Source organism: Actinotalea lenta (assembly GCF_030586465.1).
Lineage (GTDB): Bacteria > Actinomycetota > Actinomycetes > Actinomycetales > Cellulomonadaceae > Actinotalea > Actinotalea lenta.
Genome location: NZ_JAUQYP010000001.1, coordinates 2,154,009 through 2,166,839 on the forward strand (window position 1 = coordinate 2,154,009; position 12,831 = coordinate 2,166,839).

Here is a 12,831-nt window from a genome sequence, read left to right on the forward strand (position 1 = left end):
CGCCACGATGGGGTGCCCGAAACCCCTCGCGCCGGGAGGACTGTCCGTGGGTACACCCGAACGGCCCGTGCCGCGTAGCGGGACGATGGCGCGACTGTGGACCGGGGAGGGCGCCCGGCTCGGGATCTCGGGCAACCTGCGGCGCCGGCCGCTGCAGCTCATCGTCCTGGGGTTCGCGGGGGCGGTGCTGGTGGGCACGGCACTGCTGGAGCTTCCCGTCTCGAGCGCGGGGTCCGGTCCGGGCCTGCTGGCGTCGCTGTTCACCGCCACGTCCGCGGTGTGCGTGACCGGGCTCGTGGTGGTGCACACCTCCACTGCGTGGAGTGGGTTCGGTCAGGTGGTCATCCTGGCCCTCATCCAGGTCGGCGGGTTCGGCATCATGACGCTGGCCTCGCTGGTGGCCATGCTCGTGTCCCGCCGCCTCGGGCTGCAGACCCGGTTGACCGCGGCCGCCTCGACCCGCTCGGTGGGGCTGGGCGACGTCCGGTCGGTGCTCGTCCGCGTGGCGCGCGTGACGGTCGTGATCGAGCTCCTGGTCGCGGCGATCCTGACCGTGCGCTGGATGATCGGGTACCACCAGCCGTTCGGGCGGGCCGCCTGGTGGGGGGTGTTCCACGCAGTGTCCGCGTTCAACAACGCGGGCTTCGCGCTGTGGCCGGACAGCCTCGAGCGTTACGCCACGGACGCCTGGATCTGTCTGCCCATCGCCGCCGCGGTGCTCGTCGGCGGCCTCGGGTTCCCCGTGCTGTTCGAGCTGTGGAGCAGGCACCGCCGTCCGGGACGGTGGAGCCTGCACACCAAGCTCACCATGCTGATGACCGCGATCCTCGTGCCGCTGGGGATGTTCTTCGTCCTCGCAGCGGAGTGGAACAACCCCGGCACCCTCGGAGCGCTCAGCGTGCCGGGGCGGTTCCTGGCCGCCTTCGTCCAGGGCGTGATGCCCCGGACGGCGGGATTCACCGTGCTGGACCCGGCCGCGATCCACCAGGGGACCTGGTTGGGCACCGACGTGCTGATGTTCATCGGGGGCGGCAGCGCCTCCACGGCGGGCGGCATCAAGATGACCACCTTCGCGGTGCTGGGGGCCGTCATCTGGTCCGAGCTGCGTGGCGACCCGGACGTGACGTTCTTCGACCGCCGGATCGCGCCCTCCGCGCAGCGTCAGGCAGCCGCGGTCGCGCTCGTCGGGGTCGCAGCGGTCATCGTGCCGACGATCGCGATCGACCTGACCTCGACGCTGCCGCTGGACCAGATCCTCGTGGAGGTCGTGTCGGCCTCGGCCACCGTGGGACTGTCGACGGGCATCACGTCCGACCTGGTGCCGTGGCACCAGGTGCTCCTGGTGGTGCTGATGTTCGCCGGAAGGCTCGGCTCGATCACGCTGGGCGCTTCCCTCGCGCTGCGCGAGCGCGCCCGAGTGGTGCGCAGGCCCGAAGGGGCACCGTTGATCGGCTGAGGCGTGAGCCGACCGCGCCTTCTCGCTGCCGACCTGCGACGATCACCCCATGACCGACACGCATCGCAGCCTGACCGTCGACCGCGCGCGCGAAGGGGTCTACGTGGCCCGTAACGCCGATGGGGTCGAGCTCACCTTCGGCGCCGGCGGGATGTCGCCCGTCGAGCTCCTGATGGCGGCCCTGGCCGGGTGCGCCGCCGTGGACGTCGACACCGCGACGAGCCGGCGGGCCGAGCCGGAGCGGTTCACCGTCCGGGTGGACGCGGAGAAGCTCACCGAGGGCGGCAACCGCCTCGCGGACGTCGTCGTGACGTTCGACGTCGCGTTCCCGCCCGGCCCGGACGGGGACGTGGCCCGGACGATCCTCCCTCGGGCGCTGGCGGTCTCGCACGACAAGGCGTGCACCGTCTCGCGGACCCTCGAGGCGCCGACCCCGGTCACCATGCGCACCGCGTGACCGCCTGACGGCACCGGTTGCCGGTGCCCGGAGCCGGGCGCAGACTGACGGCCTCTCCCCGAGGAGGCTCGCATGGTGACGCAGATCCCCGAATCGCTCCCGGTGCTGGGTCCCGGTGCGCACCGCAGGCCGCGCGACGGCGGTTGCTTCATGGAGTGGGCCAGCCTGCTGGCGGGTGAGCGGTGGAGCGACCACCCGCGCTGCACGCACCCCCTGCTCGCACACCTGGCGCGGGCCGTGAACGACGTCGTCGACGATCGCGCCCGGCAGCGCCTGGCCCCGTGGATCCCCGCGGTCGTCGGCCTGACCGGTGGCACGGTGCGGTGGGACCTCGAGATCGCGCTCCTGGTCACCCGACGTGCCATCGGGCTCGGCGGCACCCTGGACGTGCTCGGGCCACTGGCCGCGGGTCTGCTGACAGTGGACCGTGCGCTGGCCACTGTCGACGGCCGCACCGGCGCCCGGCTCCGTCCCGGGACCCGCGACGCGCTCGATCAGGTCCCCGCCGCGGCAGCGTGGGCCCGGGAATGGACCGAGCCGCTCGGGGTGCCGCGTTCCGGGTACCACGACCTCTCCCGCGCTGCGGTGGATCGCTCCCTGGCGGTGCTGGCCTCGCACCTCGGCCCGGGCCGCGACGCACTCCTGGTCGAGGTGCTCACCGACGCCATCGAGGTGTGCGCCAGGCTCGCGGGTCGGTCCGCTCCACGGCGGGTCCAGGCCGGCGCCGTGGCCTGACTCAGCCGCGCACCCACGACACGAGCGCCTCGACGAACTCCGCGGGCCGCTCGAGGTGCGGGCTGTGCCCGACGCCCTCGAGCAGGACCTCCGTGTACCGGCCGCCCGCACGCGCGTAGGCCTCGAGCACGTCGCGGGTCTGGCTCACCATGGGCTGCGGCGGGGCCACCTCGTCGCCGGGCCACCCGGGGACGAGGCCCGCCTTGCCCAGCATGTTGAGGTCGAAGAAGGACGCGTCGGACACGATGGCGTCGGCGGAGCCGTGGATCCACAGGATCGGGGGCTTGACCTCGAGATCGACCAGCCCTGCCGTGCTGAACCTCGTCGGGGCCAGGGTGTTGAGCACGCCTCGCGTGCCTGCTGCGAAGCCCGGCCAGCTCTCGCTCGGCACGGAGTCGCCGGGATAGTGGTCGACCCCGGTCGCGGTGCTGAGCATCGACTCGACCCAGAGGTCCTCGTGCTCGCTGGTGTACCCAGGGGCGACGTAGCCGCTGCGGAACACGCTGCGCGGCGAGGTGGGTGCGTCGGCCGAGGTGTCGCGGTCGATGATGCGCTGCACGAAGTCCGGGTTCGCGCCGCCGCCCCCGGTGCCCGCGCCGTCCTGGGTCAGCAGGGTGCCGTCCCGGCGCGTCCCGCCGAAACCGTACGGGGAGACCGGGGCCTGGAGCGTGAGGCTGAGCACCGGGTGGTCGAGCGCGTACTGCATGACCACCCCGCCGCCGAGGGACCATCCGACCAGGTGGACCGGCCCGCAGCCGAGCGCCTCGAGCGTCGCGTGGATGTCGTCGCTGTAGTCCCGGCACCCACGCGAGGCATCCACGGGCAGGGCCTCGGTCTCCCCGAAGCCGCGCAGGTCGACGGCCAGCACCCGCAGGTCCTCGGGCAGGGCGAGCATGATCTCCTGCCAGAACAGCGCGGACGAGACGTTGCCGTGGACCAGGACGACGGTTCGGTCATCGGGGGTGGATGGGTCGTCGTCCGTCCGTTCGAGGACGTTCACCGAGAGCCGCGTCGTGGGTACGGTGCGGGCCGTGATGCCGGGTTCGAGCGCCATTGCTCCTCCTGGGCTGGTCGCCTCACTCCACGCCGCGTCGGATGAGCTCGATCGTGCCGCGCAGGTGGTCGCGCATGTCGGGCAACGTCATGCGGTCCGTGAGGTTCTGGAAGATGAAGATGTCGGTCATGAAGTGCACGCACAGGTCCGCCAGCACCGAGCTGTCGACGTCGGGGCGGATCGTGCCGTTGTCCTGGTCACGCTCGATAGCGAGCAGGAAGAGGTCCCGGTAGCGGGTCTTGATCGCGCGGATCAGGCTCAGCGAGACGCCGGAGGCGTGGCTGTACATCACCTTGCCCATCTGGATGTGCAGCGGGTGGCGCGCGAGGAACTCGGTGTCCATCGCGTAGAAGTGCTCGAAGAACGTCAGGAACGGGCTCGTGAGGTAGTGCTCGAAGGCCGGTTTGGTGTACTCCCGGCGCTCCTCGCGGAGTCGCTCGAAGACGTAGACGTAGAGGTCTTCCTTGGTCTCGAAGTACTGGTAGATGCTGCCCCGCGGGATTCCGGCCGCCCGGACGATGTTCGAGAGCTTGGCCTCCTCGACGTTCCTCTTGCTGAACTCGTCGATCGCAGCCGCGATCACCGTCTCCTGCTTGGCGGCAGGGAGGTTGAGGAACGTCTGAGTGGGCATCGAATCCTGCCTCGGCGTGGTCCGTGGGGAGCGACTCACCGGCCCGGCGCCGTCGGCCGCCTGCTCCGATGAGTGCAGGGGACAGTATGGTGCACGGGCCGCCGGCGCCGGTCAGCATGCCTCGTACACGGAGGCGATGCCCATCCCGCCGCCGATGCACAGGGTCGCGAGTCCGTACCGCGAACCCCGTCGCGCCATCTCGTGCACCAGGGTGACCACGATGCGCGCGCCCGAGGCGCCGATCGGGTGACCCAGGGCGATGGCGCCGCCGTTGACGTTCACGCGGTCCCAGTCCCAGCCGAGGTCGCCGCCGACGGCCAGGGCCTGGGCCGCGAACGCCTCGTTCGCCTCGACCAGATCGAGGTCGTCGACCGCGAGGTTCGCCCTGGCCAGGGCGCGGCGCGTCGCCTCGATCGGGCCGACCCCCATGATCGCCGGGTCGACACCGGCCTGACCCCACCCGATGAGTTTGACCATCGGGGTGAGTCCCAGCTCGGCCACGGCCTCACCGCTGGCGAGCACCAGCGCCGCCGCCCCGTCGTTGATCCCGGAGGCCGACCCGGCCGTCACCGTGCCGTCCTTCATGAACGCCGGCCGGAGACTCGCCAGCGCCTCCGCGGTCGTGGACCGGGGGTACTCGTCGACCGCGAACTCCACCGTCTCGCGCCTGACCCGGACCGGGACCGGGACGATCTCCTCGGCGAACCGGCCCGCCGCGACGGCAGCCGCCGCCTTGGACTGGGACTCGAGCGCGAAGGCGTCCATCCGGTCGCGGCTGATGCCCCACCGCTGGGCGACGTTCTCCGCCGTGACGCCCATGTGGTCGCCGCTGAAGGCGTCGGTGAGCCCGTCGGTGAGCATCGTGTCACGCATGCTCGCGTCGCCCATCCGGGCACCCCAGCGGGCGGCAGGGACCACGTACGGCGCCGCCGACATGTTCTCGGTGCCGCCCACCACGACGACATGGGCGTCCCCGGCCAGGATCGCCCGAGCCCCCTCGACGATCGTCTTCATGCCCGACCCGCACAGCATGTTCACCGTCGTCGCCGTCACCTCGGCCGGGATGCCGGCGCCGATCGCGGCCTGCCGGGCGACGTTCTGCCCGGCGCCCGCCGTGAGGATGCAACCCAGGAGGACCTCGTCGACCTGATCCGGGGCGACGCCGGCCCGCGCCAGGGCCTCCGCCACCACGATGGTGCCGAGCGTGGCTGGCGGGACGTCCTTGAGGCTGCCTCCGAAGCTGCCGATGGCAGTCCGGCACGCGGAGACGAGGTAGAGGTCGGTCATGTCAGGTCCCTCCGTCGGGGCGCAGGCGTCACGAGATCGCGATGCCGGTGGTCTGGTGGTTGACGAAGCCCAGGACGAGTGCGGTGAACTCGGTCGGCTTCTCGTACATCGCGGCGTGGCCCGCGCCCTGGATCATGACGTGCGCCGCGCCCGGGATGCCCGCGACGAGCTCGGTCTGGTTGACCAGGGGCGTGACATGGTCGTGCTCGGAGCTGATGACCAGGGTGGGTGCGGTGACCTCGGCCAGCCGCGCGCGCTCGTCGTGGGTCTCGGCGCTGCGGGTCAGCCTCGCGAACGCGTCGTAGACCTCGGGCGTGAAGACCCGGACGAAGAACTCCTCGCGCGCCGCGATCCAGTCGTGGTTCGCCTCGTAGAAGCCGGGGGAGTAGACCACCGGGATGCACGTCGTGAAGAACACGTGGCCGTCGTGCGAGGCCATGGCGCGCTCCCAGGACTTGCCGATGTCGTACAGCCACGGCGAGGTGTGAGCAGTGGTGTTGGCGAGCACGAGCTTGCGGACCCGGTCGGGGTGACGCGTCGCGACGCGCAGCGCGACCTCGCCGCCATAGCTGACTCCGCACAGGTGGGCGTCGGCCAGGCCCAGGTGGTCCAGGAACGCGAGCACGACCCGCTCCTGGAGCTCCTGGGTGTACTCGTGGTCGACCGTGCCGCTGGCGCCCTGGTCGACCAGGTCGAGCAGCAGGAGCCGGTTGCGCGCCGAGAACGACGGCACGAAGGCCTGCCAGGAGGCGCACGACATGAAGATGCCGTTGAGCACCACCAGGGGCTCACCCTCGCCATGGTCCTCGTAGTGGATCGTCGTGCCGTCGAGCTCGAAGCAAGGCATCGTTACCGCCCCACCACCGCTGCGCGGGCCACCGAAGGCGCCACCGAGACGTACCCGCACCGCACCGCCTCCGCGTGCAGCTGTTCGCGGAAGTCGGGGTGCGCGATCGAGATCAGCCGCTCGACCCGCTCGGCGATCGTCGTGCCGCGCAGGCTGACCGCGCCGTACTCGGTCACGACCCAGTCCACGTCGTTGCGCGACAGCGAGACTGCCGCACCCGGGCGCAGGGTCGGCACGATCTTGGAGATGACCTGCTTCTCCCCGGTCACCCGGTCGGTCTTCTCCACGGTGGAGTACAGCGCGATGATCGACCGGCCGTTGCGCGAGCGCTGCGCCCCGGTCGCGGTGTCGGACTGGCCGCCCGTTCCCGAGATCTGCTGGGTGCCGATCGACTCCGAGCAGCACTGCCCGGTCAGGTCGATCTCGATGCTGGTGTTGATGCTGACCTGGTTGTCGTTGCGGGCGATGAGCCAGGGGTTGTTGACCTCCTCGCCGCGGCCGGTCCAGCAGTCCGGGTTCCGGTCGATGAACTCGTACATCTCCGCGCTGCCGAGCGCGAAGGCGAACACGGCCTTGCCGACGTCGACCTGCTTGCGGGCGCCGGTCACCACGCCGGCCTTCATCAGGTCCATGATCCCGGTGGTCATCATCTCGGTGTGGATGCCGAGGTCCTTCTTCTCCATGAGGTAGCCGCACACCGCGTTCGGGATGCCGCCTATCCCCACCTGGATGCAGTCGCCGTCGTCGACGAGGTCTGCGATGTACCGGCCGATGACGAGGTCGCGGTCGTTGGGTGCGACAACGGGGATGGTGCCGGGCCACCCGTCGGACTCGATGACGTAGTCGATGGAGTCCCAGTCCAGGTAGTTCTGCCCGTAGCAGTGCGGGGCGTTCGGGCTGATCTCGACGATGCGCAGGTCCGCGTCCCGGCCGATCATCTCCTCGTAGGTGTTGCCGGCGGCGAACCGGGTGCGCCCGTCGGCCTCGGGCATCGAGGCCAGCGAGATCAGCATCCGGGATCGCTTGTGGGCGTTGCGCTTGGTCCCCGCCAGGTGCAGGTGGTTGGGGATGAAGCTCACCCGGCCGGTGCCGGCCAGCTTGCGCAGCGGCGGCGTGGAGAACCAGCAGTCGATGGAGAACGAGGAACGGATGTTCTCCTCGGACAGGTACTCACCCATCACGGTGGGCAGGCAGTCCGTGATGGTGACGTCGCTGACCCGATCGGCGATCCGGTGCAGGCTGCTCAGGAAGGCCGGAGGCTCGTTGGCGCCCAGACCGACCGTGATGTTGTCGCCGTCACGCACGAGGTCCAGCGCTTGGTCGACGGTGATGAGCTTGGAGCGGTAGTCGACCATCACGCGACCTTTCCCCAGCGGATGCACGTGGCGGCCCACACGTAGCCGATACCGGCCGCGATGAGGGCCACGAGCGAACCGTCGGTGATCTTCCCGCTCGCCAGCCCCAGGTGGAGGGTGAGCATCTGGTCGACCTGTCCGATGTGGCCGTAGTCCTCGAGATAGGTGGTCTGGTTCGGCGTCAGGCCGAGCTCGGCGAGCATCGCCACGTGCTGGCTGCGCTTGAAGTGCAGGACGCCGAGGTAGTCGATGTCCGTGCGGGACAGGCCGCCGCTCTTGCGCAGGCTCTCGTCGATGCACGTGTACCAGGTGGGCAGGCTGGTCGCGTTGAGCCGCTCCTTCATCCGCACCGGATCCATCAGACGCAGCGAGCGGTAGCCCTCGTCGACGGTGGTGGCGGTGAAGGGCTCCGCGATGCCGCCGATCTGCACGCCGGCCGTGTGCGCGAGCGAGCCGTCGGACACGATGTGGGTGCCGAGGATGAGGTTCTCGTCCATGCCCTTGCGGACCAGGAACGCGCCGCCTCCGGCGCCGAGGTTGAAGAACATCGACGCCGTGGAGTCGGTGTAGTCCACGAAGTCGCCGTTGCGGTAGCCGCCGGCCACGAGGACCGTGTCGATGTCGTCGTCGGCCAGGAGCATGTCCTTGGCCATCTTGAGCGCGGTCAGGGTCGTGCAGCAACGGTTGGCCACGTCGATGCCCCAGGCATTCGTGGCTCCGATGCGGTCCTGGATGTACAGCGCCGACGTGGTCAGCGCGTACTCCTTCCACTCCTCGCCGACGCTCAGGATCACGTCGATCTCGAGGGGGTCGATCCCGGTGCGCTCGAGCGCGTCGAGCGCTGCGCGCGCCCCCATCTCCTGGGTGCCGTCGTCGGGACCCGGGATCGGCTTGCGGACGATCCCGAGCTTGTCGACCACGGCCTGCTCGGACCAGATCCCGCCCGTCGCTTCCGAGATCTCGCGCGCGGTCATGACGGGCTCGGGCAGGTACAGCCCGTAGCCGAGGATGCCGACGTTCTCCTGCGTGTTCATCACTGCCCCGTGAAGTCGTGGTGGTGCGGCGGGCCGGGGAACGCGGGGCGCTCCCCGGCCCGCACGCGTGCTACTTGCCCAGCAGCGCGTCGATGCTCTGCAGCGGCTCGACCGGCTCCCAGCCGACCGGGTTGGCATCGCTGACCGGCACGACCTTGGACAGGCTCATCTGCTGCGTGCCCTTGCGCTGGCCGTTCGAGTAGTCGATGGTTCCGCCGAACGGGTTCTGGATCGGCGCCTCCTCCATCGCGGCCTTGTAGGAGTCCCAGGTGACCTCCTTGCCCTCGAGGCGCTTGAGGCCCTCGACGAAGAAGGACGCGGCGATCCAACCGGTCTGGGCGTAGACGTTGTTGGCGTACTGCGAGTCCACGTTGGCCTGGAAGTCGGCGAGCGAGGCCTGGGCGGTGTCGGTGGAGTAGTCCACCCAACCCGGTCCGTACAGGTCGAACTTGCCCTGGATGTCGGCGCTCACCGCGTCGCTCATGGCCGAGGAGACGTTGACGTAGCTCGTGATCGCGTCCTTGCCCACGCCCTGCGCGGCGAGCTCCTTGACGATCGTCGGCATCGTGCCCTGGATCGCGGCGATGATCACGAAGTCGACGTCCGCATTCTTGATCGACGTCACTGCGGCGGAGACGTCGGCGGCGCCGGCGGCGACCTGCTCCTCCACGTAGTCCACGCCGTCCATGGACGTGATCTGGGAGACAGCGCCCTTCTCCAGGTCGGACCCCGCGTCATCGTTCGTGTAGATGATGCCGATCTTCGTGGCGCCGAACTTGCCCGCCGCGTACGCGGCCATGATGCCGCCCTCGGTGCGGTACAGCGGCTGGACGGGGAAGAGGTTGGCGCCCTCGGCGTCGGTCGTGGCGTCCTCCGCGTAGAGCTGGCCGATGCCGGTCGCGAAGTACACCGACGGGATGCCGGACTCCTTGAGGGTGTCGACCGTCGCTGCGACGACCGGCGTGCCGAAGTGGCCGACGATCGCGAAGACCTTGTCGTCCTCGATGAACTTCGTCAGGGCCGCTGCGCCCTTGGCGGGGTCGAACTCGTCGTCGGTGTGCAGGAACGTGATCGTCCGGCCGTCGACGCCGCCATCCTTGTTGACCATGTCCAGGTACCCCTGGATGCCGGCGATGAACGGCACGCCCACCGGGGCGTAGGCCCCGGAGGTGGCGGCGCTGTTGGCGATGAGGACCTCGGTGTCCGTGATGCCCTGGACCTTGCCGCCCGAACCGTCGTCGGTCGCGGCGCTGCTGCTCCCGTCCCCGGTGCCGGTGTCGGCAGCCGCGCCGCCGGCGCACCCTGCCATCATCAAGGCGAGCGACGCGGCCAGCGCCGTCGCGAGGAACTTCGTGCTCTTCACGGTGTCTCCTTCGTGTTCTTCTCCGGGTGCTTGCCGCCCGAGCCGAGGTAGGCCTCGACGAGCGCGTGGTCCTGGATGAGGTCTGCCGCCGGGCCCTCGAGGTGGTTGCGGCCCGTGGCGAGGACGTAGGCGTAGTCGGCGATCTTGAGCGTCTGGAGCGCGTTCTGCTCGACGATGAGCACGGTGGTGCCCTCGGCCCTGATCTCCGCGAGGATGCGGAAGATGTCCTGCACGACGAGCGGGGCCAGGCCGAGCGACGGCTCGTCGAGCAGCAGGAGCCTGGGGCTCGCCATGAGCGCCCGGGCGATGGCGAGCATCTGGAGCTCGCCACCCGAGAGCGTGTAGGCGAGCTGGCTCCGACGTTCTGCCAGCCGGGGGAAGTAGCGGTAGCAGCGGTCGAAGCTCGACGCGACCTGAGCCTTGCTGCGGACCGTGAACGCGCCGGTGCGCAGGTTCTCCTCGACCGTGAGGTCGGCGAACACCTGCCTGCCCTCGGGGGACTGGGCGATCCCGAGGCGCGTGACCTTCTCGGCGTCGAGATGCGTGATGTCGCGCCCCTCGTAGCTGATCGAGCCGGCCGCGACCGGGGAGAGCCCCGAGATCGCGCGGAGCGTCGACGTCTTGCCGGCGCCGTTCGCTCCGAGGAGGGCGACGACGTGGCCCTGCGGGACGTCGAGGTCCACGCCGCGTACGGCTTCGACGGCGCCGTAGCGGATGACGAGTCCACGGATGGACAACGCGGTGTCAGGCATCGTCCCGCTCCCCCAGGTAGGCCTCGTGGACGCGGACGTCGCGCTGGATCTCCACGGGGGTGCCGGAAGCCAGGAACTTGCCGAACGAGATCGCGCAGATCTGGTCGCACACGTCCATGACGAGCCCCATGTCGTGCTCGACGAGGAGCACCGAGCACCCGAACGTGTCGCGAATCCGACGGATCGTGTCAGCCAGGTCCTCGGTCTCGGACTCGTTGAGCCCGGCGGCCGGCTCGTCCAGGATGATCAGCCGCGGCTCGGCCATCAGGGTGCGGGCCATCTCGAGGCGCTTGCGCACCCCGTAGGGCTGGCCCCCCGCCAGCTGGTCGGCGAGGTGCTCGATCGACAGGAAGCGCAGGGCCTCGCGAGCCTTCTCGCGGTACTGCGCCTCCTCCGCACGTGCTCGTGGCAGCCGCAGCATCTGGGCGATCATGCTCGACCGGAAGTCCACATGGCCGCCGATGAGCACGTTGTCCAGCACCGTGAGCTCGGGGATGATCTCGACGTTCTGGAACGTGCGGACCAGGCCGTAGCGGATGACGCGGTGCACCGGCTGGCCGACGAGGTCGATCCGGTCCGTGCCGGCGTGCCCGGCGCGGACCAACCGGTCGACGCCCGGCGCGAACCAGACCGTCCCGGTGTCCGGCCGGTAGAACTGGGTGACGCAGTTGAACACCGTGGTCTTGCCCGCGCCGTTGGGGCCGATGAGGCCGAAGATCTCGTGGTCGGAGACCGTGAAGGACAAGTCGTCCAGGGCCTTGAGGCCACCGAAGCTGATGGACAGGTTCTCGACCTGGAGCACGTCGGTCATCGGGCCGCCACCTCGTCGCGGGCGGCGTCGACCGGCGCGCTCACGGGTCGACGGGTGCTCGCCATCCGCCGTCCGACGTCCCACACACCCCGCAGGCCCTGCGGGAAGAACATGATCACGACGATGATCAGCACGCCGGAGAAGATGTAGGGGAGCCCCGCCACGTCGCCGATCACGGGCAGCCGCTTGAGCACGAGCTCCGGGACCGCGAAGATCACGAACGCGCCGACGACGGTCCCGTAGATCGAGCGCAGACCGCCGACCACCACCATCGCGACCACGTTGAGCGACAGGAAGAGGTTCCAGGTCGAGGGGTAGCTGCTCTTGAGGAAGAACAGGTAGAGGGCACCCGCGAGGCCGGCGTACAACGTCGCGACGGCGAACGCGAAGAGCTTGTACGTCAGCACGTTGACGCCCATCGCCTGCGCGGCGACCTCGCTGGCTCGCATCGCGTGCAGGGCACGCCCGAGCTGACCGTGCACGATGTTGTGGGTGAGCATCATCACGAGCACGAGCGCGACCACGATGATTCCGAACACGAGGGCCCGGTCTGCCTGAACGCCCAGGATCACGGGGTAGTGCGACTGCTTGCCCGCCGTACCGTGCGTGAACCACTCGGCCTGCTCGAACGTCTTGAGCAGGATCTCGGAGATCGTCAGGGTCGCGATCGCGAGGTAGATGCTGCGTACCCGTAGGGACACGACGCCGACAAGGATCCCGATCACCGTGGGGATCACCAGCGCGGCGAGCACGGCGACCCAGAACCCCAGGCCCAGGTCGTCCTGGACGTACGCCGCGAGGTACGCGCCCAGACCCATGAAGCCCGCGGTGCCCAGCGAGATCAGGCCGGAGTAGCCGAGCAGCAGGTTCAGGCCCATGGCCACGATCGCGTAGATCAACGTGAAGCCGACGGTCATGAGCGTGCTGGTCATCATCAGGCCGGAGCCCGCCAGGACGGGCAGCGTCATGAGAGCGGCGCCGAAGACGGCATATCCGACGTGCGGGTTGCGGGCGAGCCGCCCGGCAGCGGTGAAGGTGGTGCTCATCCC

At 69.9% G+C, this 12,831-nt stretch carries 13 protein-coding genes; 3 read left to right on the forward strand and 10 right to left on the reverse strand.

The genetic code is table 11. The features are described 5' to 3' along the window. Nucleotides 1–46 precede the first annotated feature (46 nt). The 3 genes from Q6348_RS10295 to Q6348_RS10305 all read left to right on the forward strand — a co-directional run bounded on the left by Q6348_RS10295 (nt 47) and on the right by Q6348_RS10305 (nt 2,648). Complete coding sequence (locus tag Q6348_RS10295; RefSeq protein WP_304601202.1) at nt 47–1,456, forward strand: TrkH family potassium uptake protein; 1,410 nt, start codon at nt 47–49, stop codon at nt 1,454–1,456. A 49-nt stretch (nt 1,457–1,505) separates the two neighbouring features. Then, the gene (locus tag Q6348_RS10300; protein WP_304601203.1) at nt 1,506–1,913 is read left to right on the forward strand and encodes an OsmC family protein; all 408 of its coding nucleotides are present in this window, start codon (nt 1,506–1,508) and stop codon (nt 1,911–1,913) included. A 72-nt stretch (nt 1,914–1,985) separates the two neighbouring features. Beyond that, entirely contained in the window at nt 1,986–2,648 is a 663-nt protein-coding gene (locus Q6348_RS10305; protein WP_304601204.1) for a hypothetical protein, read from the forward strand. Nucleotide 2,649: 1 nt separating this feature from the next. On the opposite strand, the gene Q6348_RS10310 is transcribed toward Q6348_RS10305, so the two are convergent. The 10 genes from Q6348_RS10310 to Q6348_RS10355 all read right to left on the reverse strand — a co-directional run bounded on the left by Q6348_RS10310 (nt 2,650) and on the right by Q6348_RS10355 (nt 12,828). Further along, nucleotides 2,650–3,702 (reverse strand): alpha/beta fold hydrolase, encoded by a 1,053-nt coding sequence (locus Q6348_RS10310; RefSeq protein WP_304601205.1) that lies wholly within the window; start codon nt 3,700–3,702, stop codon nt 2,650–2,652. 22 nt (nt 3,703–3,724) lie between these two features. After that, on the reverse strand, nt 3,725–4,333 hold the full coding sequence (locus Q6348_RS10315; protein WP_304601206.1) for a TetR/AcrR family transcriptional regulator: 609 nt from the start codon (nt 4,331–4,333) through the stop codon (nt 3,725–3,727). 111 nt (nt 4,334–4,444) lie between these two features. Next, on the reverse strand, nt 4,445–5,620 hold the full coding sequence (locus Q6348_RS10320; RefSeq protein WP_304601207.1) for an acetyl-CoA C-acetyltransferase: 1,176 nt from the start codon (nt 5,618–5,620) through the stop codon (nt 4,445–4,447). Nucleotides 5,621–5,648: 28 nt separating this feature from the next. Beyond that, complete coding sequence (locus Q6348_RS10325; protein ID WP_304601208.1) at nt 5,649–6,467, reverse strand: alpha/beta fold hydrolase; 819 nt, start codon at nt 6,465–6,467, stop codon at nt 5,649–5,651. A gap of 2 nt (nt 6,468–6,469) precedes the next feature. After that, complete coding sequence (locus Q6348_RS10330; RefSeq protein WP_304601209.1) at nt 6,470–7,822, reverse strand: acetyl-CoA hydrolase/transferase family protein; 1,353 nt, start codon at nt 7,820–7,822, stop codon at nt 6,470–6,472. Further along, nucleotides 7,822–8,856 (reverse strand): 3-oxoacyl-ACP synthase, encoded by a 1,035-nt coding sequence (locus Q6348_RS10335; protein ID WP_304601210.1) that lies wholly within the window; start codon nt 8,854–8,856, stop codon nt 7,822–7,824. The genes Q6348_RS10330 and Q6348_RS10335 overlap by 1 nt, the downstream gene beginning before the upstream one ends. 70 nt (nt 8,857–8,926) lie before the next feature. Beyond that, on the reverse strand, nt 8,927–10,219 hold the full coding sequence (locus Q6348_RS10340) for an ABC transporter substrate-binding protein (RefSeq protein WP_304601211.1): 1,293 nt from the start codon (nt 10,217–10,219) through the stop codon (nt 8,927–8,929). Then, entirely contained in the window at nt 10,216–10,971 is a 756-nt protein-coding gene (locus Q6348_RS10345; RefSeq protein ID WP_304601212.1) for an ABC transporter ATP-binding protein, read from the reverse strand. The genes Q6348_RS10340 and Q6348_RS10345 overlap by 4 nt, the downstream gene beginning before the upstream one ends. Next, nucleotides 10,964–11,782 (reverse strand): ABC transporter ATP-binding protein, encoded by an 819-nt coding sequence (locus tag Q6348_RS10350; RefSeq protein ID WP_304601213.1) that lies wholly within the window; start codon nt 11,780–11,782, stop codon nt 10,964–10,966. Before Q6348_RS10350 ends, Q6348_RS10345 begins: the two co-directional genes overlap by 8 nt. Further along, the gene (locus tag Q6348_RS10355) at nt 11,779–12,828 is read right to left on the reverse strand and encodes a branched-chain amino acid ABC transporter permease (RefSeq protein ID WP_304601214.1); all 1,050 of its coding nucleotides are present in this window, start codon (nt 12,826–12,828) and stop codon (nt 11,779–11,781) included. The genes Q6348_RS10350 and Q6348_RS10355 overlap by 4 nt, the downstream gene beginning before the upstream one ends. Between the last annotated feature and the right edge of the window lie 3 nt (nt 12,829–12,831).

Coding starts and splice junctions, on each gene's coding strand:
- Q6348_RS10325 (WP_304601208.1), bottom strand. CDS start 6,467: ATGCCTTGCTTCGAGCTCGACGGCACGACGATCCACTACGAGGACCAT.
- Q6348_RS10330 (WP_304601209.1), bottom strand. CDS start 7,822: ATGGTCGACTACCGCTCCAAGCTCATCACCGTCGACCAAGCGCTGGAC.
- Q6348_RS10355 (WP_304601214.1), bottom strand. CDS start 12,828: ATGAGCACCACCTTCACCGCTGCCGGGCGGCTCGCCCGCAACCCGCAC.
- Q6348_RS10335 (WP_304601210.1), bottom strand. CDS start 8,856: ATGAACACGCAGGAGAACGTCGGCATCCTCGGCTACGGGCTGTACCTG.
- Q6348_RS10345 (WP_304601212.1), bottom strand. CDS start 10,971: ATGCCTGACACCGCGTTGTCCATCCGTGGACTCGTCATCCGCTACGGC.
- Q6348_RS10310 (WP_304601205.1), bottom strand. CDS start 3,702: ATGGCGCTCGAACCCGGCATCACGGCCCGCACCGTACCCACGACGCGG.
- Q6348_RS10300 (WP_304601203.1), top strand. CDS start 1,506: ATGACCGACACGCATCGCAGCCTGACCGTCGACCGCGCGCGCGAAGGG.
- Q6348_RS10350 (WP_304601213.1), bottom strand. CDS start 11,782: ATGACCGACGTGCTCCAGGTCGAGAACCTGTCCATCAGCTTCGGTGGC.
- Q6348_RS10305 (WP_304601204.1), top strand. CDS start 1,986: ATGGTGACGCAGATCCCCGAATCGCTCCCGGTGCTGGGTCCCGGTGCG.
- Q6348_RS10320 (WP_304601207.1), bottom strand. CDS start 5,620: ATGACCGACCTCTACCTCGTCTCCGCGTGCCGGACTGCCATCGGCAGC.
- Q6348_RS10315 (WP_304601206.1), bottom strand. CDS start 4,333: ATGCCCACTCAGACGTTCCTCAACCTCCCTGCCGCCAAGCAGGAGACG.